General features: G+C 69.2%; 20 protein-coding genes. 12 read left to right on the top strand and 8 right to left on the bottom strand.

The features are described 5' to 3' along the window. Positions 1–35: 35 nt before the first annotated feature. Positions 36–1,169: an ROK family transcriptional regulator gene (locus EV647_RS20820; RefSeq protein ID WP_134005317.1), complete on the bottom strand. Its 1,134-nt coding sequence runs from the start codon at positions 1,167–1,169 to the stop codon at positions 36–38. A 180-nt stretch (positions 1,170–1,349) separates the two neighbouring features. Between EV647_RS20820 and EV647_RS20815 the strand changes: the two genes are divergently transcribed. Together EV647_RS20815 and EV647_RS20810 are read left to right on the top strand one after the other, a co-directional pair. Further along, the gene (locus EV647_RS20815) at positions 1,350–2,330 is read left to right on the top strand and encodes a Gfo/Idh/MocA family protein (protein ID WP_134005315.1); all 981 of its coding nucleotides are present in this window, start codon (positions 1,350–1,352) and stop codon (positions 2,328–2,330) included. A 12-nt stretch (positions 2,331–2,342) separates the two neighbouring features. Then, positions 2,343–3,344, top strand: coding sequence for a Gfo/Idh/MocA family protein (locus EV647_RS20810; RefSeq protein ID WP_134005313.1), 1,002 nt, complete (start codon positions 2,343–2,345; stop codon positions 3,342–3,344). Between the two features lie 14 nt (positions 3,345–3,358). Here EV647_RS20810 and EV647_RS20805 read toward each other — a convergent pair whose 3' ends face one another. Next, positions 3,359–4,261, bottom strand: coding sequence for an SDR family oxidoreductase (locus tag EV647_RS20805; protein WP_134005311.1), 903 nt, complete (start codon positions 4,259–4,261; stop codon positions 3,359–3,361). Positions 4,262–4,360: 99 nt separating this feature from the next. Here EV647_RS20805 and EV647_RS20800 point away from each other — a divergent pair, with 99 nt between their 5' ends. Next, on the top strand, positions 4,361–4,924 hold the full coding sequence (locus tag EV647_RS20800; RefSeq protein WP_134005309.1) for a TetR/AcrR family transcriptional regulator: 564 nt from the start codon (positions 4,361–4,363) through the stop codon (positions 4,922–4,924). Here the strand turns inward: EV647_RS20800 and EV647_RS20795 are convergent. Beyond that, positions 4,914–6,095 (bottom strand): low temperature requirement protein A, encoded by a 1,182-nt coding sequence (locus tag EV647_RS20795; protein ID WP_202876251.1) that lies wholly within the window; start codon positions 6,093–6,095, stop codon positions 4,914–4,916. The two genes, EV647_RS20800 and EV647_RS20795, sit on opposite strands and share 11 nt — an antisense overlap. Positions 6,096–6,222: 127 nt before the next feature. On the opposite strand from EV647_RS20795, the gene EV647_RS20790 reads away from it, so the two are divergent. Genes EV647_RS20790 through EV647_RS20765 form a run of 6 tightly spaced genes read left to right on the top strand, consistent with a single transcriptional unit; the run spans position 6,223 to position 10,204 of the window. Beyond that, positions 6,223–6,978 carry an SDR family oxidoreductase gene (locus EV647_RS20790; RefSeq protein ID WP_134005307.1) on the top strand — a complete coding sequence of 252 codons (756 nt, stop codon included), beginning with the start codon at positions 6,223–6,225 and terminating at the stop codon, positions 6,976–6,978. Between the two features lie 2 nt (positions 6,979–6,980). Continuing rightward, positions 6,981–7,190: a hypothetical protein gene (locus EV647_RS20785; protein WP_134005305.1), complete on the top strand. Its 210-nt coding sequence runs from the start codon at positions 6,981–6,983 to the stop codon at positions 7,188–7,190. After that, on the top strand, positions 7,183–8,052 hold the full coding sequence (locus EV647_RS20780) for an RNA polymerase sigma-70 factor (RefSeq protein ID WP_134005303.1): 870 nt from the start codon (positions 7,183–7,185) through the stop codon (positions 8,050–8,052). Before EV647_RS20785 ends, EV647_RS20780 begins: the two co-directional genes overlap by 8 nt. A 12-nt stretch (positions 8,053–8,064) precedes the next feature. After that, positions 8,065–8,430 (top strand): siderophore-interacting protein, encoded by a 366-nt coding sequence (locus EV647_RS20775; protein WP_134005301.1) that lies wholly within the window; start codon positions 8,065–8,067, stop codon positions 8,428–8,430. A gap of 44 nt (positions 8,431–8,474) precedes the next feature. Beyond that, positions 8,475–9,536: an LLM class flavin-dependent oxidoreductase gene (locus tag EV647_RS20770; protein ID WP_238177312.1), complete on the top strand. Its 1,062-nt coding sequence runs from the start codon at positions 8,475–8,477 to the stop codon at positions 9,534–9,536. Further along, the gene (locus tag EV647_RS20765; RefSeq protein WP_134005299.1) at positions 9,533–10,204 is read left to right on the top strand and encodes an NADPH-dependent F420 reductase; all 672 of its coding nucleotides are present in this window, start codon (positions 9,533–9,535) and stop codon (positions 10,202–10,204) included. The genes EV647_RS20770 and EV647_RS20765 overlap by 4 nt, the downstream gene beginning before the upstream one ends. A 381-nt stretch (positions 10,205–10,585) precedes the next feature. On the opposite strand, the gene EV647_RS20755 is transcribed toward EV647_RS20765, so the two are convergent. Further along, entirely contained in the window at positions 10,586–11,476 is an 891-nt protein-coding gene (locus EV647_RS20755) for a DMT family transporter (RefSeq protein WP_202876248.1), read from the bottom strand. Between the two features lie 72 nt (positions 11,477–11,548). On the opposite strand from EV647_RS20755, the gene EV647_RS20750 reads away from it, so the two are divergent. Then, a complete protein-coding gene (locus EV647_RS20750) occupies positions 11,549–12,436 on the top strand; it encodes a LysR family transcriptional regulator (RefSeq protein ID WP_134005297.1) in 888 nt (295 codons plus the stop codon). Positions 12,437–12,440: 4 nt separating this feature from the next. Here EV647_RS20750 and EV647_RS20745 read toward each other — a convergent pair whose 3' ends face one another. Beyond that, positions 12,441–14,171, bottom strand: coding sequence for an L-aspartate oxidase (locus tag EV647_RS20745; protein WP_134005295.1), 1,731 nt, complete (start codon positions 14,169–14,171; stop codon positions 12,441–12,443). A gap of 132 nt (positions 14,172–14,303) precedes the next feature. Here EV647_RS20745 and EV647_RS20740 point away from each other — a divergent pair, with 132 nt between their 5' ends. Beyond that, a complete protein-coding gene (locus tag EV647_RS20740; protein ID WP_134005293.1) occupies positions 14,304–15,017 on the top strand; it encodes an alpha/beta fold hydrolase in 714 nt (237 codons plus the stop codon). A gap of 63 nt (positions 15,018–15,080) precedes the next feature. Next, a complete protein-coding gene (locus tag EV647_RS20735; RefSeq protein ID WP_134005291.1) occupies positions 15,081–16,421 on the top strand; it encodes an NAD(P)/FAD-dependent oxidoreductase in 1,341 nt (446 codons plus the stop codon). On the opposite strand, the gene EV647_RS20730 is transcribed toward EV647_RS20735, so the two are convergent. The 3 genes from EV647_RS20730 to EV647_RS20720 all read right to left on the bottom strand — a co-directional run bounded on the left by EV647_RS20730 (position 16,399) and on the right by EV647_RS20720 (position 21,300). Beyond that, complete coding sequence (locus EV647_RS20730) at positions 16,399–17,748, bottom strand: peroxidase family protein (protein ID WP_134005289.1); 1,350 nt, start codon at positions 17,746–17,748, stop codon at positions 16,399–16,401. The genes EV647_RS20735 and EV647_RS20730 overlap by 23 nt on opposite strands. 84 nt (positions 17,749–17,832) lie before the next feature. Further along, complete coding sequence (locus EV647_RS20725; RefSeq protein WP_238177311.1) at positions 17,833–19,839, bottom strand: heparinase II/III family protein; 2,007 nt, start codon at positions 19,837–19,839, stop codon at positions 17,833–17,835. A gap of 87 nt (positions 19,840–19,926) precedes the next feature. Next, entirely contained in the window at positions 19,927–21,300 is a 1,374-nt protein-coding gene (locus tag EV647_RS20720; protein WP_134005287.1) for an MFS transporter, read from the bottom strand. Positions 21,301–21,335 lie beyond the last annotated feature (35 nt).

Here is a 21,335-nt window from a genome sequence, read left to right as displayed (position 1 = left end):
CGATGGGGATAATCATGGAGTCCAGGAAAATTATGTCAAGGTCTGAGGCCGGTCGTGATGGTCGACTCGACCTCGTCGAGCGCCAGCCGGACGGCGCCGAGCGCGACTCCTTCGTCGGCGAACGCCGACACCCGGATCTCCGGCGTCCGCAGGCACCACCGGTCCAGCTCCCGCCGCAGCGGCTCCACCATCACGTCCGCCGACCGCGAGAACCCGCCCCCGATCACCACCAACTGCGGATCCAACGTCAACACCAACGCCGAAGCCCCCACCGCGAGGTCCTGCACGTACGCCCGAACCGCAGCCAGCGCCTCCCGATCACCCGCCCGAGCCGCCACAAACACCCGCTCGAAACCGTCCGCTCCAGGCGGAGCGGTCTCGAGCCAGGTGTGCAAGTGGTGCGGGGCCTGTTGCCAGCCGGCCGCTGGTAGCGCGCCGATCTCGCCGGACCAGTTGGCGAAGCCGCGGTGGAGTTTGCCGTCGATGATGAGGCCGGCGCCGGTGCGCAGGCCGGCGAGCAGGAACACGACGTCCTTCGCGTAGCGCGCGACCCCGCGCCAGGTTTCCGCCAGCGCCGCCAGCTTGCAGTCGTTCTCGACGCGGACAGGGCCCGGCACGAGCCGCCGTACGTGAGCACCCAGATCGACGCCGGTCCACTCCGGCAGCGAGTCGGACAGCATCACCTTCCCCGTGCCGTCGACGAGCCCGGTCGTCGCCACCCCCGTCGACCAGATCTGACCCGCCTCGACGCCCGCACCCGCCAGCGCCTTGCGCACGCACCGATCCAGCACCGCTAGCCGCTCGCGCCGGCCGAGCTCCGGGTCGACCTCGATCCGGCTCTGGTTCAGCACGTCGCCGTCCAGGTCGGTGACCAGCGCGAGCGCCTTGTGCCCGCCGATATCGATCCCGAGCAGCCGCCCAGCGCCGGCGTTGAACCGGTACCTCCGTGCCGGCCGCCCGACCGACCCGGACGCCGGCGCCACCTCGGTCAGCCAACCGCGCCCGAGCAGGTCCCGCGCCACGTCCTCGGTCGAAGCGCGCGACAGCCGTGTCCGCTTCGACAGCTCGGTGAGCGTCAGCGGCTGATCGCCGCGCAACTCCCGCAGTACGGCGGCCGCGTTGAGCTGGCGCAACCGGGACAGATCCCCGCCGGCCGGCTGTTCACTCATCGCGACACCTCACCTATTTCCTGGACTCCTGCATAACTATAAGCATCCCGATTGCGCGCGGGTCTCACCGTGTGAACGGGCGCGCCGGAAGTCTGTTGCGCACTCCTGACAACGTTGTACCGTGATCTGCCGACGGTCGAACAGAAACGTTTCCGAAGGTTTCCACTGAGGAGGACCCGCGTGTCCAACCCGTTGAAGATCGCGACGCTCAGCTTCTGGCACGTCCATGCCGGCGACTACTCCAGGCAGGCCCAGGCGCATCCCGGGACGGACCTGGTGGCCGTCTGGGACGACGATGCCGAGCGCGGCCGGGCCGGTGCCGAACAGTTCGGTGTGGAGTTCACCGGCGACCTTGACGCACTGCTCGCGCGGGACGACCTGGACGGCGTCGTGATCACGACTCCGACCGACGTCCATCGCGACATCATGGTCAAGGCCGCAGAGGCCGGAAAGCACATCTACACAGAGAAAGTGCTCGCTCCGACGGTCGCCGAGGCCGAGGAGATCGTGTCCGCGACGGACGCGGCCGGCGTGAAGCTGACGGTCTCGCTGCCGCGGCTCGCACACGGCTACACGACCGCGATCCGGGAGGTGCTGGACAAGGGTTCGCTCGGGCAGTTGACGTACGGCCGGGTCCGGCTCTCGCACGACGGCGCGATCCCGCGGGACGGCAAGGAAGGCTGGTTGCCGCAGCGGTTCTTCGAGCCGAAAGCCGCGATCGGCGGGGCGCTCACCGACCTCGGCTGCCACCCGGTGTACCTGATCCAGCTCTTCCTCGGCGCGACGCCGGAGACCGTGAGTGCGACGTACCGCTCGGTGGCGAACCGGGGGCTGGAAGACAACGCTGTCGTGGTGGCCGGGTACGGCGACCAGAAGATCGGGGTGATCGAGGCGGGGTTCGCGAGCAGCAACCCGTTCACGATCGAGCTGTTCGGGACCGAGGGCACGCTCACGTACACCGACGCGGGCAACGTGCTGACCGTGAACGGCGAGCAGGTACCGGTGCCCGAGCACTCGCCGGATCCGTTCGCGCAGTGGGTCGATCACATCGTCAACGGCACGCGCGCGGACGAGAACATCGAGCGCGCGATCGAGCTGACCCGCCTCGTGGTCGCGGCGAACGCGGCGGCCGAGTCCAACCGAGTGATCTCCTACAGCTGAGAGGACGTCCCGATGATCAAGGTCGGTCTGATCGGCGCCGGAGGAATCGCTTCGGCGCACATCAAGGGTTATCAGCAGCACGCGGACCGGATCGGTGTCACGGCGGTCGCGGACGCGGTGGCGGAGACGGCGAAGAAGCGCGGCGAGGAGCTGCGTGCCACGGCGTACACAGGCAGCATGGCGTTTCGCGAGATGCTCGCGAACGAGGAGCTCGATGCGGTCGACATCTGCCTGCCGCATCATCTGCACCGGGACGCGATCGTCGCGGCCGCCGAGGCGGGTAAGCACATCCTGTGCGAGAAGCCGCTGTGCCTGTCCGCCGAGGAGGCGGCGGATGTTCGCAAGGCGGTGACCGAGAACGGCGTGACGCTGATGTGCGCGCACAACCAGTTGTTCATGCCGGCCGTCGCGAAGGCCCGGGAGCTGCTGCAGGCCGGGACGATCGGCACGGTGTACGAGGTGCGGACGACGGACAGCTTCTACAACGACTTCGACCCGAGCTCGATGGGCTGGCGGGCGAGTAGCAAGACAAGTGGGGGTGGCGAGCTCATCGACACCGGGTACCACCCCACTTATCTGATGCTGCACCTCGCAGGCGGGCTGCCGGTCGAGGCGACCGCGATGCTCTCCACGCACCGGTTGAAGTTCATGGAGGGCGAGGACTCCGCACAGGTCCTGATCAGGTTCGACAACGGAGTCGTCGGCCAGCTGGTGACCAGCTGGGCGTACCAGCCGGCCGCCGGCACCGAGCGGTTCTCGGCCGTCGGCGAGCTCGGCTCACTGACCAGCGACGGTACGACGCTGTCCTACCGCCTCCGGTCGGGCGAGACCGAGACCTTCGAGTTCGAACCCGTCGACACGTTCGTCGCCGAGATCGGCCACTTCGCCGACTCGCTGCTCGGCAAGCAGCGTCCGCTGCACACCGAAGAGGAAGGCATCGCCGTCCTCGGCATCCTGCTCGCCGCGTACGAAGGCTCGAAGTCCAAGGTCATCGCGCCGGTCCTGAAGGTCTAGAAGGTCTTGAAGGTCTAGAAGTAGAACCCCTCGGCGAGGTCGGCCAGGAGGTCCGGGTGGGTGGGCTGCCAGTTGAGCAGCTCACTCGTCCGGGCCGCGGAGGTCGGGATGTCCATGGCCGCGAACCGCGCGAGGAAGCCCAGGTACTGCGGCGCCTCGTCGGCCGTGACGGAGCGCGTCGGGAGGTCGAGACCGCGACCGATCGCCTCGGCGATCGTGCGGAACTCGATGCCCTCGTCCTGGATCGCGTGCAGACGAGTGCCCGCCGGGGAAGACTCGAGGGCCAGGCGATAGAGCCGGGCAGCGTCGAGAGTGTGCACCGACGACCAGCGGTTCGTCCCGTCGCCGATGTACGCCGCGAAGCCGTTCCGCCGCGCGAAGGCGATCAGCGACGGCGCGAAACCCTGGTGGTCGAGCCGGCTGTGAGTGATCGGCGGGAGCCGGAGGACTGACGAGCGGACGCCCTTGGCGGCCAGGTCGACGACGTAGTTCTCGGCATCGATGCGGTAGCCGCCGTTCGGGTCGTAGTCGTCCTCGGTCGCCACCCGCCCTTGGACCACGCCGGCGAGCATGCCGGTCCCCGACGTACTCACGAGCGGCTTGTCCGTGCCGGCCAGAGCGTCGCCGATCGCCTGCAGCGCGGCGAGATCGGACTCCGCCGCACCGGCCAGATCGCCCGCCTGCATGGCGTCGTGCCGGAAGGCGAGGTGTACGACGCCGTCCGCGGCGGCCGCTGCCGCCCGGAGCCGGTCGAGATCGTGCAGGTCGCCGCGGACGGCCTCGGCACCCCAGTCCGTCAGTCGCTTCGCCGACTCGTCGGAGCGGGCCAGGCCGAGGACCTGGTGTCCGTTGTGCAGGAGCTCCGGGACGAGGGCCGAGCCGACGTGTCCGGACGCTCCGGTGATGAAGACGCGCATGAAAAGTCCCTTTCAAGTGATGTCCCAGTGATGTCACTGACTGACATCGCCGATGCTACACCCTGATGTCACTCGATGACATCGGCTAGGATCGACCGCATGGGACGGTGGGAGCCGGACGCGGCCGGGCGGCTGCGGGAGGCGGCGATGGCGCTGTACGCCGAGCGCGGGTACGACGGCACGACCGTCGCCGAGATCGCCGACCGGGCCGGGGTCACCGCGCGGACCTTCTTCCGGCACTTCGCGGACAAGCGTGAGGTGCTGTTCGCCGGGTCCGAGCAGCTCGAGCAGCACATGGTCGAGGCGCTCGCCGCGGCGCCGGCGGACGCGACCCCGATGGAGGCCGTCACCGCGGCTGTCCTTGCCACGGCCCAGTTCTTCGACGACATCCGCCGGGACTACTCGCGCCGGCGCGCCGCCGTCATCATGTCGACGCCCGAGCTGCGCGAGCGCGAGCTGATCAAGATGGCCACGCTGACGACATCGCTCACCGACGGCCTGCTCGAGCGCGGAGTCGCCCCGGACGTCGCCGCACTCGCGGCCGAGACCGGGGTCGCGGTGTTCAGGGTGTCCTTCGAGCGCTGGATCGCCGCACCCGACGACGTACCGATCGGAGACGTCATCCAGGCGACCCTGAAGACGCTCGCGGGTCTCACCGCCTAGCGTTCCACGAGGCGACGGCGACCACTCCCACGCAGGTCGCGGCCGTCAGTGCGAGGTCCGCGACCGCTCCGACGGCCGGTGTCGCCAGCGGCAGCGCGAGCAGGATCACGATGCCCGCGAGCGCCGTACCCAGATGGGGTTTGGGCGCATCGGCGATGGATCGGTGCACGCCCCAGAGCAGGGCGATGAAGGACGCGGCCGGTACGGCGACCGCGTAGCTTGCGCCGGTGGGGGACAGGTGCAGTTCGTGGCTGGTCTGTTCGACCGCGACCTCGAGTCCGGCGCCGAGCGCGGCGAGCGCCGCGAACAGGCCGTAGTGGCCGTAGCCCCAGCGGTACGAACGGTCCCGTCGGTCCTCGAGTCGTGGGCCGGCCGGGTGCAGGAAATACAGCCACCACAACGCGAACAGGATCACCAGGCCGCAGCCCGCAACGGCGATCAGCTCGGCGTTGACGTCGGTCTCCTCGACAGCTCGCCGTACGGCGTTGGACGCGGCCAGAACCGCTTCGCCGAGCAGGATGATCGTGAACAGTCCGTACCGTTCCGCGATGTGGTGCGGATGCCAGTTCGTGGCCCGTGGACGCTCGGCCCACAGCGGCACGGACAGCTCCAGGATCGCCAGGACGATGAAGGCGACGAGCAGTACGCCGTCGGACGCGCCGGAGTCGGCGAGGTACAGCCGGCCGAACCAGCCGAGCTGCAACGCCCCGATCCCGATCGCGTAGCGGAACGCCGTACGCCGGGATGCCGGGTCCTCGATGCCCGCGCGCAACCACAACGAGATGAGGCCGAGCCGCATGACCAGATAGCCCGAGGTGACCATCAGGTAGTCGCCGTGATCCGCCGCGGCCGGGACGCCCGCGGCGAGCAGCAGGACGCCGGCCATCTGCACCATGGTCAGGATCCGGTACGTGACGTCGTCGGTGTCGTACGACGACGCGAACCAGGTGAAGTTCATCCACGCCCACCAGATCGCGAAGAACACCTGGAGGAACGGCAGCACGGCGGCGTGACCGTCGGCGATCGTGTGCGCGAACTGCTCGGTGACGGCGGCGACCGCGACCACGAACGTCAGGTCGAACAGCAACTCGAGGTTGCTGGACGCCCGGTGCGGCTCGTCGATCGGGCGCGCGGTCATCCGCACCCGGATGCGGACCGTGGCTTCGGGCACGGGCGGCTCCTCTCGATCGGGGGTCACCGGTAGAGACAGGGCAGGTGCTCTGGATGTGACTGTCACAGGATCGGTGGGTGCCCTGTCTTACCCGGTGACAGCTGAAGACAATCGAAAGGGTTCTGCGATGAAGATCGTCGTGATCGGCGGCACTGGCCTGATCGGCACGAAGTTGGCGGCGAAGCTCACTGAGCACGGCCACGAGGCGGTGCCGGCCGCGCCGAGCACCGGTGTCAACACGATCACCGGCGAGGGCCTGGCGGACGTGCTGAAGGGCGCCGACGTCGTCGTCGACGTGGCCAACTCGCCGTCGTTCGAGGCCGGACCGGTGATGGAGTTCTTCAAGACGTCGACCGGGAACCTGCTGCAGGCCGAGGACGAGGCCGGTGTCCGGCACCACGTCGGCATCTCGATCGTCGGCACCGAGCGGATGCCGGACAACCACTACTTCGCGGCGAAGATCGCCCAGGAGGAGCTGATCAAGTCTTCCGGCATCCCGTACTCGCTGGTGCACGCGACGCAGTTCTTCGAGTTCGTCGCCGCGATCGCCGACGAGGGCACCTGGGACGACGGGAAGGTGCACATCGCGCCGGTCGCCTGGCAGCCGATCGCCGCCGAGGACGTCGCCAAGATCCTCGGCCGGACCGCGGTCGCCGAGCCGCTGAACGCGCGGATCGACATCGCCGGGCCGGACGAGTTCCGGATGGACGAGTTCTTCCGCAAGGCGCTGGCCGCGCGCGGGGACGCCCGTGAGGTGGTCGCCGACGAGCACGCGCGGTACTTCGGCTCCGAGCTCACCGAGCGCAGCCTGGTCCCGATCGGCGAGGCCACCCTGGGCGAGCTGCACTACGACGAGTGGTACGCCGCGCAGGGCGGGCGATGATCATGGGCAAGGACGACTTCCTGCACGAGTTGGCCGTGGAGGTCGAGGCCGACATCGAGCTGGACAGGGCGGGCACACCACCTGACGATGAGGCCGAGGGGGTGCTCGACCCGTACGAGGCGCAGGTGGAAGCAGCGGACCTGAACAGCTTGCACAGCGCGATCGAGGCACTGGAAACGGATGCGAGGTCGTATCCTCCAGCTCATGACTGAAGAGCTCGATGACGCGGTTGCGGTCTTCGACGCGGTGCGGCCGCGGCTGATGGGGATCGCGTACCGGATGCTGGGCAGCCACGCCGAGGCCGAGGACCTCGTCCAGGAGGTGTGGCTGCGCTGGCAGGCCGCGGACCGCAGTGCGGTCCAGAGCCCGGTCGCGTACCTGTCGACGGCGGTGACCAGGCTCGCGATCAACGCGAGCCAGTCCGCGCGTGCCCGCCGGGAGACGTACATCGGGCCGTGGCTGCCCGAGCCGGTCGACACCAGCGCTGATCCGTATCTCGGCGCCGAGCGCGGGGAGGCACTGAGTTTCGCGGTCCTCCTCGTGCTCGAACGGCTGTCGCCCACCGAGCGGGCGGCGTACATCCTGCGGGAGGCCTTCGACTACCCGTACGACGAGTTGGCCGCGATGCTGCAGTCGACCGAGCCGGCGGTGCGCCAGCTCGTCAGCCGGGCGCGCAAGAGGATCCGTGCGGAACGCCGTACCGAGGTGTCCGGAGCGCAGCAGAAGACGTTGCTGACGGCATTCATCGCGGCGGCGCGGGCGGGTGACGTCTCCGTTCTCGAGGAGTTGCTGGCGAAGGACGCGATCAGCTATTCCGACGGCGGCGGCGCGGCGCGGGCGTCGAAGTTCCCGGTGGTCGGGCGGCTGCGCGTGGCGAAGTACCACCGGGCGTTCCACCAGCACTTCTGGATCGGTGTCGAGGTCGAGTTCGGTACGGCGAACGGCCGCGCGGTCGCCATGCTGCGGCGCGACGGCGGCGACGTGTTCGCGGTCTGCACCGTGACCGCGTCGGACGAAGGAATCGACGAGGTGCTGTGGCAGATGAACCCGGCGAAGCTCACCACGGTCGCTTGAGCAGGAGGCGGAGTGTTCAGGCGTGGCGATCATGCCGTCGTGCACCGGTTCGCGACGGCCTGCCGGGCGGGCAGTGTCGGGGCGCTGCGGAGTGTGCTCGCGCCCGAGGTGGTGGCGGTCAGCGACGGCGGCGGCCGGGTGGCTGCCGCGTTGAGCCCGGTCCGGGGCGCCGATCAGGTCGCGCGCTGCGTGACGGAGCTCGTGGGTCCGGAGACCGTGCTGAGTGTGGAGGCGGTCAACGGGGAACCGGGCGTCGTACTGCGGGTCGTCGGTGGCGTTGTCGCAGTACTGAGTCTGAAGGTGACAAGGTCGAAGGTGTCCACCGTCTGGATTGTCCTGAACCCGGACAAGCTCCGGCACTGGAGCTCCCGGGAATGAACCCCGCTCGGTCTGGTGTTGACGTGTCAACCTAGACTTGTTGTGTGAGCGGACAGGAGAGTGCGGATATGGCCGAGGTGGCCTTCGGGTTGGACACGTTCGGTGACATCCCGGTGGACGACAGTGGTGCGCCGGTGACGGCTGCGGCGGCGATCCGGCAGGTGGTGGACGAAGCCGTCCTGGCCGACCAGAACGGCGTGGACGCGATCGCGCTCGGCGAGCACCACCGGCCGGAGTTCTCGATCTCGTCCCCGGAGACGGTGCTGGCCGGGATCGCGACCCAGACGTCGAACATCAAGCTCGGGTCGGGCGTGACGGTGCTGAGCTCGGACGACCCGGTGCGGGTGTTCCAGCGGTTCTCGACCGTGGACGCGCTGTCGAACGGGCGCGCCGAGGTGATCCTCGGGCGCGGATCGTTCACCGAGTCCTTCCCGCTGTTCGGGTACGACCTGGCCGACTACGACGTACTGTTCGAGGAGAAGCTGCAGCTGTTCGTGCAGTTGCTCGACGAGAAGCCGGTGACCTGGGAAGGCACCGTGCGGGCGGCGCTGGACAACGTCGAGGTCTATCCGAAGACCGAGTCCGGCCGGTTGCAGACGTGGGTCGGGGTCGGCGGGTCGCCGCAGTCCGTGGTGCGTACGGCGTACTACGGGTTGCCGCTGATGCTCGCGATCATCGGCGGGTCGCCCGAGCGGTTCTCGCCGTACATCGATCTGTACAAGCGGGCGGCGCAGCAGTTCGGGACCGTGGCGCATCCGGTCGGGATGCATTCGCCGGGGTTCGTCGCGGAGACCGACGAGCAGGCGAAGGAGATCTACTTCGCGCCGTACAAGGTGATGCGCGACCGGATCGGGGCGTTGCGCGGCTGGCCGCCGCTGAAGCGCGAGGAGTTCGAGTCCGAGGTGCTGCACGGGTCCATGTACGTCGGGTCGCCGGAGACGGTCGCCCGGCGGATCGCCGACGCGGTGAAGGTCCTCGGCGTGGAGCGGTTCGACCTGATCTACTCGGGTGGCCCGCTGCCGGTGAGCGCGCGGCTGAAGGCGGTCGAGTTGTACGGGACCAAGGTGATCCCGCTGGTCCGCGAGATCCTGGCGGAGAGCAAGTGACCACGATCGCGATCCTCGGCGCCGGGAAGGTCGGGACGGTGCTGGCTCGGCTGGCGGTCGCGGCCGGGTACCGCGTGCTGATCGCGGGCTCTGGTAACGTCTCGAAGATCGCGCTGATCGTCGAGGTCGTCACGCCCGGCGCCGTGGCCGCGACCGCTGCCGAAGCCGTCGCCGAGGCCGATGTGGTGATCCTCGCGCTGCCGCTGGGCAAGCACCGGACCGTTCCGGTCGAGGCCTTGCGCGGCAAGCTGGTGATCGACGCGATGAACTACTGGTGGGAGGTCGACGGCATCCGCGACGACCTCACCGATCCGCGCACGTCGTCCTCGGAGATCGTGCAGCGGTTTCTCCCGGAGTCCCGCGTCGTCAAGGCCTTCAACCACATGGGCTACCACGACCTCGACGAAGGCGCGCGTCCCGCGGGAGCTCCCGGCCGCAAGGCGATAGCGATCGCCGGCGACGAGACCGACGCGGAGCAGGTGGCCCGGATCGTCGACGCGCTCGGCTTCGACCCGGTCCTCGCCGGACCGCTTGCCGAGGGCAAGCGTCTCGAACCGGGCACCGAGCCCTTCGGCGCCAACGTGGACGCGGACGAGCTGCGGGCGATGCTCGCGCGGTTCCCGGACACCGTGCGCGGCCAGGAGATCCGGCAAGCCCGCGCTTCCTAGGGACGGTTCACCCGCTGGAGGGAGTTCAGCGGGCGGCCGAAGTTCTACTGTCGGCGTATGAAGAAGTTTCCCGCGTACGGGGTCGCCGTTCTGATGCTGGGGTACGCCGTCGGCAAGGCGGTGTTCGCGGTCGAAGGGCGGCTGGGGTTTCCTTCGGGGCCGGTTGTTTCGGCGTCCGAGCAGGAGGCGTACTTCCTGAATCCCGCTGTGGCGCAAGCGTTTGCGGCGGTGTCCGGTGTCCTGGGGGCCGCCTTGGCGCTGGCCACCGTGAGCCGGTTCGGTCGCCGGGTGCCGCGGAAGCTCCTGCTGGCGGGCGTTGCGATGCTCGTTCTCGGCGTCGGCGCAGGAGCCGTGGTGATGGTGCTCGACGGGTTCGTCGGGCTAGGCATCGGCTGGCAGTGGTACCACGGAGTCGTCGGGCTGGTCATGCTCGTTCTGCTGGGCGCGACGGCTCGTGGCTTTCTCCGCGCCGATGCCGGCAGCGATCACGCCGGCGATGCCGAACGCCTGGAGCAGCGTGGGGGACTGGCCGAGCAGGAGCCAGCCGATCATCAGCGCCAGCGCCGGCTCGAGACTCATCAACGTGCCGAAGACACTGGCGTCCAGGCGGCGCAGCGCCAGGTACTCGAGGCTGAACGGGATCACCGGTAGCAGAAGCGCCAGACCGAAGCCGATGACCACCAACTCCCAGGTCATCACCGGGATCGTGGCGGGGCCGGCGACGGCGGTGGCCACGACCGCGGCGACCGGAAGCGAGACACCCATGCCCTGCAGCCCGGTGACGTTGCTGCCCACATGCTGAGTGAGGACGATGTACGCCGCCCAGCACGCGGCGGCACCGAGCGCGAACAGTACGCCGGGACCGTCCACCGACCCGTGCCACGGCTGAGTCAGGAGCAGTACGCCGCCGAACGCCAGCGCCGGCCAGATCAGCCGCCCGCGGCTCCGCAGTACGGCGACCGACAGCGGACCGAGGAACTCGAGCGCGCTCGCCGTACCGAGTGGCAGGCGCGCCGCGGCCGCCATGAACAGCAACGTCACGCCCGCGGTCGCGACGCCGAGACCGACCGCCGCCAGGAACGCGTTGCGATCGAACGAGCTCGGCCGCGGCCGGAACAGCACCAGCACGATCAGACCCGCGCACACCAGCCGCAGCCAGGCAGCACCCTCAGGACCGACCCGATCGAACAGCCCGACCGAAGCGGCAAGTCCCAGCTGGACCATCGTCATCGACAGGACCGCGAAGGCGATCCCGGTCTGCCGTGTGCGCATACGGTCGAGTGAAGCCCGCGATTCCGTTCGCGTCCACGTGAGAATCTTGGACAGATCGTTCATGATCGATGAATGGATGTACGCCGCCTCGAACTCCTGCTCGCCCTGTCCCGGCTCGGCTCGATGCATGCCGTGTCGGAGGTTCTCGGCGTCACCACCTCCACCGTCTCGCAGCAGATCGCCGCACTCGCCAAGGAAGTGGGCACGCCGCTACTGGAGCCCGACGGCCGCGGCGTCCGGCTCACCCCGGCCGGCCGCCGGCTCGCGGGTCACGCCGTACACATCCTGGCTGCGCACGAAGCGGCGCGCGCCGACCTCGACCCGTCGGCCGAACCGTCCGGGACCGTCCGCGTCGCCGGCTTCCACACCGCGATCCGCGACACGCTCCTGCCCGTCGTCCACCGGCTCCGGCAGGAGTACCCCGCGGTCCGGCTGGAGATCCAGGAACAGGAACCCCCCGACGCCCTGGCGATGCTCGAGCGCGACCAGGTCGACCTCGCACTCATCTACGACTACAACCTCGCCCCCGCGGCCCTCGACCCGTCCCTCGAAGCCGCCCCGCTCTGGGAGTCCAGCTGGAGCCTGGCCGTCCCGTCCCGCTCCCGCCGCATCCGCGGTACGGCGGTCGACGTCGTCGCAGCCTTCGCCGCCAGCGACTGGATCGTCAACTCCCGCCACGTCGCCGACGAACAGGTCGTCCGCACCCTGGCCGCCCTCGCCGGCTTCGAACCCCGCATCACCCAACGCGCCGACACCCTCCAACTCGTCCAGGAAATGATCACCGCCGGACTCGGCGTCGGCCTGATGCCCGCCACCTACCCGAAGACCACCGGCATCTCCCTACGCCGCCTCCGCGCCCCCGAACCCCGCATGCGGGCCCTCGTCCTGACCCGCAAGGACCGCACCAGCTGGCCGCCCCTGTCCCTCCTCCGGAGCTTCCTGTCAGCACACAGACGGTGAGCCCTCACTCGACCAACTTGCCGTCGGTTGCGACGTGTCGCATCAGGTGCCGCAGGTCGTCGGGGATCGCCGGGATCGGTTCCTTCTCGATCGTGTCCGGGCCTGACCAGACGAGGTTGACCTGCAGCGATTCGTCGAGTTCCGGGTAGTCCGAGCGGTTGTGGCAGCCACGGGTCTCCCGTCGTACCAGGGCCGCATCGAGGGTCGCACGTGCGGCCAGTGCCGACGCCTTCAGGTCGAACGCGTGGGCCAGGTCCTGGAAGCCGGCGATGTCCGGATGGACGCCGACCTGCGTGATCCGCTCCTCGACCTCGGCCAGCTCCGCGATCCCGGCCCGCAGACCGTCCTCGTCGCGGACGACACCCGCCCGTGCCGTCATCGTGTCGCGCAGCGCGCGCTGCAGAGCGCGGACGTTCTCCGGCCCGTCGTTCGTCAGCAGGTGGTCGATCTCGGCGCGCGCCTCGGCGACGGCGTCGGCCGAACGCACCTGGGCCTGCCGGCCGATCGAGTACTTCGCGGCTTCCTCGGCGACGATCCGCCCGAAGACCAGCAGCTCGATCAGTGAGTTGCCGCCGAGCCGGTTCGCGCCGTGCAGTCCGCTCGCGGCCTCGCCGATCGCCCACAGCCCGTCGACGCCGGTGCCGTGGTCCTCGGGACGGACCCACACGCCACCCATCGAGTAGTGCGCGGTCGGCGCGATCTCGATCGGCTGCTTGGTGATGTCGAGCATCTGCAGCTCGAGCAACGTCTGGTACACCCGCGGAAGCCGCCGCATGATCGTCTCGCGGGGGAGATGTGACACGTCCAGCCAGACCCCGCCGTTCTGGGTCCCGCGGCCTTCCTTGATCTCCGTGTACTCCGCGAGAGCGACCCGGTCCCGCGTGGACAGTTCCATCCGCTCCGCGTCGTACCGCGCCATGAACCGCTCGCCGAGGGCATTGCGTAGCTGGCCGCCCTCGCCGCGGGCCGCCTCGGAGACGAGTGTGCCCGCCGCGTTCTCGGGCTCGATCAGTCCGGACGGGTGGAACTGGACGAGTTCGGGATCGCGGAGCCTGCCGCCCGCGAGGACGGCGAGCCGGAACGCGTCGCCGGTGTTCTCGTCACGGCGAGACGACGTACGGCGCCAGATCCGGGTGTGACCGCCCGCGGCCAGGATCACCGCGTCGGCATGGATGACGTACCGCCGGCCGGTCGTGACGTCGAAACCGTAGGCGCCGAAGACCGTGTTGTCCTTCACCAGGATCCGGGTCACGTAGACGGTGTCCAGGATCGGTACGCCGAGCTGGACCGCGCGGTTGATCAACGTGCGCTGGATCTCCAGCCCGGTGTAGTCGCCGGCGAACGCGGTCCGGCGGTAGGTGTGCGCGCCGAAGAACCGCTGCGAGATCCGGCCGTCGGCCTCGCGCGCGAACGGCATACCCCAGCGTTCGAGGTCCTCGATCCCGCGCGCCGCGCCCTGGGCGACGATCTGCACGGTGACCGGGTTCGCGAGCAGGTAACTCTCCTGGAGCGTGTCGGCTGCGTGCTGCTGCCAGGTGTCCTGGGCGTCCATGGTGCCGAGCGCCGCGTTGATGCCGCCGGCCGCGAGCGAGGTGTGCGCGTCGGAGCGCGGGCGTTTGCCGAGCGCAAGAACCTCGACACCCTGCTCGGCCAGCTCGATCGCCGCCCGGAGCCCGGCACCACCGGTCCCGATCACCAGGACCGACGTGGCGATCTGCTGTTCGGCGATGCTCATCTGTTCTCCTTAGGGGCATTGGCTGTACCTACACACCAGGACAACCCGGAGTGGCGTTCTGTGACTGTCTCGCCGGTCACAACCTGGCTGTCTGTCTGGTCTCATCAAGTAGTCCGAGAAAAGGAGAGCCCCATGAGTGAGAATCCGGTCGTCGTCCTGGTGCACGGCGCGTTCGCCGAGTCGGCCAGCTGGAACGGCGTCGTCGAGCGGCTGCGGGCGCGGTCGATCGAGACGGTCGCGGTGGCCAACCCGCTGCGCAGCCTCGAAGGCGACGCGCAGTACGTCCGCGACGTCATCGCCGGTATCGGGAAGCCAGTGGTCCTGGTCGGGCATTCGTACGGCGGCATGGTGATCACGCAGGCCGCGGCGGACAACGATGCGGTCAAGGCGCTCGTCTATGTCTGCGCGTTCGCCCCCGACCACGGCGAGACCGCCTTCCAGCTGTCGTCGCAGTTCCCGGGCAGCACGCTCGGCGACGCACTGACCGCGTACCCGGTCAGCACCGGCGGCAACGAGCTCGCGATCCGGCAGGACGTGTTCCGTCAGCAGTTCTGCGCCGACGTACCCGCCGACCAGGCCGCGCTGATGGCCGCGACCCAGCGTCCGGTGACCGAGGCGGCGCTGACCACCGGTCTGCCCACCTCCACGCCGGCGTGGAAGACGATCCCGTCCTGGTTCGTGTTCAGCGACCAGGACCTGAACATCCCGGTGGCCCTGCATCGCTTCCTCGCCGAACGCGCGGGCGCGAAGGACACCCGCGAGATCGCCGGTGGCTCGCATGCGCTGAGCGTCTCGCAGCCGGAGGCGGTAACCGCCACGGTCCTGGACGCCCTGGGCGCCCCCTAGCGATGTCACATCCGGACGGGCCAAGGTGTCTTACCTGTGACAAGTCGACGGACGGAGAGTGTGGTGCGCAGGATCTTGGTGGTGGGCGGCGGGTACGCCGGGTTCTACACGGCATGGCGGTTGGAGAAGAAGCTGCGGCGCGGTGAGGCCGAGGTGGTCGTCGTCGACCCGCGGCCGTACATGACGTACCAGCCGTTCCTGCCCGAGGTGGTCGCCGGTTCCGTGGAGGCCCGGCACGCGGCGGTGTCGCTGCGCCGGAACCTGAAGCACACGAAGGTCGTGGCCGGCATGGTCACGAACATCTCGCACGCGGACAAGACGGTGACGGTCCACCCGGCGGACGGGCCGGATTACCAGCTGACGTACGACGTGATCGCGGTGACCGCCGGTGCGGTGACCCGGACGTTCGACGTACCGGGAGTGGCCGATCGGGCGATCGGGATGAAGCACGTCGAGGAAGCCGTGGCGATCCGGGACCGGCTGTTCACCGCGTTCGACGAGGCGGCCGGACTGGAGCCGGGGCCGGAGCGGCGCAAGCTCCTGACGGTCACGTTCGTAGGCGGCGGGTTCTCCGGTGTCGAAGGGTTCGCCGAGCTGCTGTCGCTGGCGCGGTGGTTGCTGAAGAAGTACCCCGAGCTGTCCGAGAGCGATCTCGCGTTCCACCTGGTCGAGGCGACCGGGCGGATCCTGCCGGAGGTGAGCGACCGCCCCGGCGAGTGGGTGGTGAAGATGCTCGAGAAGCGCGGCGCGGTCGTGCACCTGAACACCTTCATGCAGTCGGCCGACGACGGGCACGTGGTGCTGTCCGACGGGACGGAGTTCGACTCTGAGCTGATCGTGTGGACGGCGGGCAATGCGGCGACCCGGCTGCTCCGCAACCACACCGACCTGCCGCACAACGAGCGTGGACTGGTCCAGGTGCGGGCGGATCTACGGATCGGCACCGAGACCGATGTCATCCCGGACGCCTGGGCGGCCGGCGACGACGCGGCCGTGCCTGATCTGGCGGCGCCTACCAAGGACGCGTACACGGTGCCGAACGCGCAGAACGCCGTACGGCAAGGGAAGCTGCTGGCGAAGAACCTGCTGCGGTCGCTGCGGGGACGGGAGCCGAAGAACTACGTGCACAGCAGCCTCGGGGTGATCGCGACACTCGGCCTCGGCAACGGGATCTTCCAGTACAAGCGGATCGTCATCAAGGGCCTGCCGGCCTGGTTGATGCACCGCGGGTACCACGTCCTCGCGGTCCCGACGTGGGACCGGAAGATGCGGGTGCTGTCGATCTGGCTGGTGTCGTTCTTCTACAGCCGCGACATCGTGTCGCTGGCCTCGGTCCAGAGTCCGCGCGATGCGTTCCAGACCGAGGCCAAGGCGCCGTCGCTCAGTGCGAGCCGGCCGGGATGAGCAGGTCGGTCAGGCCGAACGTCTCGCCGGCGGCCGGCAGGTTCGGCTGCCAGTCCGGTTCGAGGCTGAGGTAGCTGGCCGGGTCGGCCCGGAGCAGCCCGATCAGTACTTCGGCGACGATCCGCCCGCCGACCGGTCCGAGGCGGTCGCCCGCACCGAGGTACTCGGACTCCTTCAGGATGTAGAACCACAGCGGCGTACCGCCCGGCCAGGTGCCTTCGGGGAGCGGCGGTACGCCGAGCAGCTTGGCGACCTCCTCGCCACTCGGCAGACCGGTCGTGTCGCCGCGCAGCAGATCGCGGACCGCCAGGGACTTGTACGCGGTCTCGTCCACAGCGCCGGTGACCTGCTCCGGCAGGCCGATCAGGCTTGCGGCGAGCCGGCCGTCGAGCCGCTTGGCCCGCTGCGCCGGCGGATGTCCTGGTACGTCGAACACCTGCGTGAGATCGAGCCGCTGCCGCACCGGCCCGAACCCGACCAGATCGGGGAACAACGGCAACTCGGGACCGCCCTCGACCAGTCGGTACGCGTGCCGGATCTGGCCGTGCCCGTAGCGGTACGCCGCATCCGCGAACTCCAGCGGGATGAACGCCTGCAGGGGCTCCGGCGCGAACCACTTCCCGCCGTCCTCGAGCACCTCGTCCACCAACGGCCGCCCGACCAGTCGCGGCAGGAAGTCGTGGACGACGATCCACTGGTAATGCCACGTGAGCGTGACCCGCGCCTGCTCGAACACGTCCTCCTCAGGTACGCCGCTCGCCCGCAGACTGTCGACGATCCGGTTGTGCGCCCGCAGAAGCGCGACGTGGAGACTCAGCGAGAACAGGTGGACGTCGTTGCGCGGGTCACCGATCAGCGCCACACCCTGGGGATTCCGCGGTACGTCGTACCCGCCGGCGCCGAGCAGGAACTTGGCGGGGTCGTCCCGATCGAACAGGTACGGCGCACCGATCGGCCCGTCGGCGTACAGCATCTCGAGGTTGAGCCGCGGCGAGCGGGCGTTCCGCAACGCGTCGGTGTCGACTCCGCCCGCGATCGGCGACCGGTCCGCGGTGGTGTCGTGCGCCAGCAACTGCCCGAAGAACGGCCAGCCGGCCGCCTGCTCAGCGTCGCCCCCTGCCTCAGGATCCAGCGCGGCCCCGGGATCGAGCGCCGCCGCGGCGTCACAGATCCCGCCGTCGGCGCCGGCCCGCATCAGCACGTGCGGATCCGTCCCCAAGGGCTCCAGGTCCGGGAACATCCGCCCGTACCGTGCACCACCTGTCGGCCGATCCACGCTGCGCACCAAACTCAAGCAGTGGTCCCGCGTCGCCGGATGCCTACTCATCCACAACCTCCCGAAGAATCGATTCAACAGGAGAGACAAGGCAGGTACGACGGTTGTGACCGGGTGGCAGCTGCCGAACAGTGATCAGCTGATGCGGGTGAGGCGGCCGTCCTGCTGGACCCGGACGGTCGTCTTGCGGGTGCCGACGGTCAGGTCGACGAACAACATGCCGCTGACGGTTCGGGTCTTGTAGGTGACGGTTTCGGTCGAGCCTGCCGGGACGATCGCGCTCAGGATGGTCGCGCTCGTCCCGTTGCGGTTGAACTTGACCACCGGAGCCGACTGGCGGTGGAAGATGTCGGGGTAGTACCAGCCTTGGACCGGGTCCTGCTGACCCTGGACGACGGTGATGCCGTCGGCGGCCGGTTGTTGCTGGTACGGGATCTGCAGCAGGTACGTCTTCGCCTTGTCGCCTGGTTTCGTTGCGACAGCAGTAGTGGGGGATCGGACCGTCACCTTCTGGTCCGGCGCGAGGTGCCAGAGGGTCTCGTACCGCTGGGTCTCGGTCGCCTGGCCGCGGTCGAGCGTGATGATCAGGTCGGGATCCTTGAGCACGAGTACGTCGCGCTTCCGGGTCACACCCGGCGCCGGTGAATCAGCGAGCGAGTACGACTCCCAGGTCGGTGTGATCGATGCGCGGACCAGTTGGGTCACCACGCTCGCGGTGTCCGCCGACGGGATGGTCATCACGTTGTGCGCGGCCTGGCTCTTCGACCACGCCTGCCACTTGTCGAGCTGGTACCCGGAGTGCCCCGGGTCGATCAGCACGTCGCTGCCGTGCGACGAGTAGGTGATCGACATGTGGTCGTCATGACCGTGCAGTGTCCGCGCTGCGCCGTACCGGATGCTGTACGTCGACTCCTGCGCGAACGGCCGCGTTTCGCCCCACCCGGTCCGGCCGAAGATGTAGCCGGCGTCGAAGACCGCGACCCGCTTGGACGGTCTCGTGCCCTTCTTCCCGAGCGAGGCGACGTAATCGAGCGCGGTCCCGGCCGCACCGGTCGGCTTTTGCCGTACGGCGTCACCGACCTGCTGCAGCTCACCTGTGGACTTGGTCGCGAGCGCCAGCCACTCCGACAGAGCGGCACGCCGCTGTGCGATCACCGGTCCGGGGTTCGATCCGCACCGCTGCAGCGCAGTCGTCGCGCGACCCCACAGCAGGTAGTTGAACATCGCGTACCCGACGGACTGCTCGTTCGTCGAGCCCTGCGTGTCGATCGCCTTCGTGATCGCCTGCGACAAGCGGTCCACGGCCAGCGTCTTCAGCTCCGGCCGCTTCAGCGTGCACCCGACGCCGAACAGGGCGATGCTCTCGTCCGTCCCGTGGTTCGACGGCCCGCTCCAGTTCACGATCATGAACTGCGCATGGTCGATGAGCGCCTTGTCGAGCCAGGCGTACTGCGTCGGCAGCGAGCTGACCTTCAACCCGGTGAGGACGGCCTGGCGGGCGCACAGCAGCACGTTGGTGCGGTGCATCGTGGCTTCCCACGCGCCGACATCGCCCTTCCACGTGTACGGGTTGTCCCGCACCCAGTCGTGGATGATCGCCATCACGTGCGTCAGCGCCTTGCGATCACCGCGTTGCCCGGCGGTGATGCCGTTGCCCAGCCAGCGCAGCGAGTGCAGCCACATGTACCAGCTCGGCTTCTTGTACGGGTCGGTGCGCCAGTTGATGTCACCGCTCCCGTTGCCGACCTTGTACGGCGGGTCGTCGCCCCAGGAGAACGTGTCGTTCATCAGCATCGACAGCGGGACGTTCGATTCGATACCGCTGAATCCGGGGCATTCGTACGTGCCGGTGTTCGCGACCGGGGTCGACGGCGGGGGAGTGGCCGGGGTGTCGACGCCCGGCAGCGGCTCCTCGCTCGAGGTCGAGTCCGGGACGCTCGGCCTCGGGGCAGGTCGCGGGCCGGGAGTCGACGGCGTCGCGGAACCGGCGGCGATGGGCGTCGTACTGCGGTCCCGAGCGCCTGGCATCAGGACGAAGACGGCACCGGCGAACGCGACGCCGCAGACCAGGACGCAGGCAAGCGTCAGCGCGACCGTCGTCCCCAGCCGTCTCTTCGACTGCCCGCTCGACTGTGCAGCCACCCGCCCCCCTCTCCACCCCACCCCTGCCCCAGGAAAGCTACCTGCCTGAGTGAAACACCCTTCAACCCGGCCGTGGTTGCAGGCGGATCACGAATCGCAGGCCGCCGAAGGTACGAGGACCGGCGTACGGCGGCCGAAGGCGGTCACGCACAGACCCGCGATGCTCGCGGCGGCGGCGACGATCGCGCAGGTGACGAAACCGCCGGCGAGGTTGTGCGCGGTGCCGAGCAGCGGGCCGAACGTCGCGACGCCGATCGCTCCGCCGATCTGGCGGGACGTGTTGAACGCGGCCGAGGCGGCGCCGTGCAGGTCGGGTTCGACCGCGGCGATGGACTGCGCGGTCATCGTCGGGACGAGCAGCCCGGAGCTGAATCCGATCGGAATCAGCGCGAGCACCATCGGCCAGACCGCGGACGACGTACTGGCCCAGGCGAGCGCCAGCAGCGCCAGCGTCAGGACCGCCTGGCCGATCGCGAGGACCGCCGGTCGGCCGAGGCGACGGGCGAGCGGCGCTGAGCCGAGGTTGGCGATCGAGATCAGGCCGGTCAACGGCAGGAAGAGCAATCCGGTGACGAGTGCGCTGAGGTGGCGTCCTTGCTGGAGCAGCAGGCTCATAGAGAACAGCACGCCGTAGAAGGCGAAATTGAGCAGCGTGCCCTGAACTGCGGCAGTCGCGAAGCCGCGTTCGGCGTACAGCTTGAGTGGGAGCAGCGGTGCCCGGACGGAACGCTCGATCACGATGAAGGCGACGAGGCCGGCCACGGTCAGTGCGACCGCGCCGAGCACCGCGGGATCACGCCAGCCGCGTGCCGGTGCCTCGATCAAGGCGAACACCAGCCCGCCGATGAACGCGGTCGCCGTTCCCATCCCGGCGAGATCAAGTCGTCGCATACGTCGAACCACGGCAGGCATCGAACGCAGTGCCCAGATCGCGGCGGGGATGCCGATCACCAGATTGACCGCGAAGACGGCTCGCCAGTTCGCGAGCGCGACGAGACCGCCGCCGAGCAGGGGACCGGCGGCCATCCCGGCGCCGCCGGCGGCGGCCCACCAGCTGACCAGGCGATGGCGAGCGTGTTCGTCGGTCGCGGACGCGGTCGCGAGGACGAGCGCGCTGGGCAGCAGGAGGGCGGAGCCCGCGCCCTGGACGAGCCGGGCGAGGTTCAGCATCAGCATCGAACCGGCGGTCGCGCAGACCGCCGACGAGACGGTGAAGACGAGCAGCCCGGTGAGGAACGCGCGCTTCGCGCCGAGGGTGTCGGCGATCGCCCCGGCGCCGAGCATCAGCGCGGCGAACGACAAGGTGTAGGCGTTCAGCGACCACTCGAGCTCGGCGCGGGACGCCTGCAGGTGGGTCGCGAGCTGGGCGAGGGTGACGTTCACGATCGTGCTGTCGACGAAGACCATGAACGAGGCGATCAGCGCGAGCGCGACGACCGACCGGCGGTGCTCGAGAGGCATGCCACCACCTTACGACGTTGTTCGATGTACGTCGA

Origin of the sequence: Kribbella sp. VKM Ac-2566, assembly GCF_004366005.1 — a bacterium.
Lineage (GTDB): Bacteria > Actinomycetota > Actinomycetes > Propionibacteriales > Kribbellaceae > Kribbella > Kribbella pratensis.
The sequence above is the reverse complement of the archived record's forward strand: the minus strand, read 5'-3'. Positions and strand labels throughout refer to the sequence as shown.

Excerpts from the sequence above, each read along its gene's own strand:
- EV647_RS20780 (WP_134005303.1), top strand. The coding sequence starts at position 7,183 with ATGACTGAAGAGCTCGATGACGCGGTTGCGGTCTTCGACGCGGTGCGG.
- EV647_RS20790 (WP_134005307.1), top strand. The coding sequence starts at position 6,223 with ATGAAGATCGTCGTGATCGGCGGCACTGGCCTGATCGGCACGAAGTTG.
- EV647_RS20800 (WP_134005309.1), top strand. The coding sequence starts at position 4,361 with ATGGGACGGTGGGAGCCGGACGCGGCCGGGCGGCTGCGGGAGGCGGCG.
- EV647_RS20720 (WP_134005287.1), bottom strand. The coding sequence starts at position 21,300 with ATGCCTCTCGAGCACCGCCGGTCGGTCGTCGCGCTCGCGCTGATCGCC.
- EV647_RS20820 (WP_134005317.1), bottom strand. The coding sequence starts at position 1,169 with ATGAGTGAACAGCCGGCCGGCGGGGATCTGTCCCGGTTGCGCCAGCTC.
- EV647_RS20810 (WP_134005313.1), top strand. The coding sequence starts at position 2,343 with ATGATCAAGGTCGGTCTGATCGGCGCCGGAGGAATCGCTTCGGCGCAC.
- EV647_RS20750 (WP_134005297.1), top strand. The coding sequence starts at position 11,549 with ATGGATGTACGCCGCCTCGAACTCCTGCTCGCCCTGTCCCGGCTCGGC.
- EV647_RS20740 (WP_134005293.1), top strand. The coding sequence starts at position 14,304 with ATGAGTGAGAATCCGGTCGTCGTCCTGGTGCACGGCGCGTTCGCCGAG.
- EV647_RS20805 (WP_134005311.1), bottom strand. The coding sequence starts at position 4,261 with ATGCGCGTCTTCATCACCGGAGCGTCCGGACACGTCGGCTCGGCCCTC.
- EV647_RS20785 (WP_134005305.1), top strand. The coding sequence starts at position 6,981 with ATGGGCAAGGACGACTTCCTGCACGAGTTGGCCGTGGAGGTCGAGGCC.
- EV647_RS20745 (WP_134005295.1), bottom strand. The coding sequence starts at position 14,171 with ATGAGCATCGCCGAACAGCAGATCGCCACGTCGGTCCTGGTGATCGGG.
- EV647_RS20755 (WP_202876248.1), bottom strand. The coding sequence starts at position 11,476 with ATGCGCACACGGCAGACCGGGATCGCCTTCGCGGTCCTGTCGATGACG.
- EV647_RS20730 (WP_134005289.1), bottom strand. The coding sequence starts at position 17,748 with ATGAGTAGGCATCCGGCGACGCGGGACCACTGCTTGAGTTTGGTGCGC.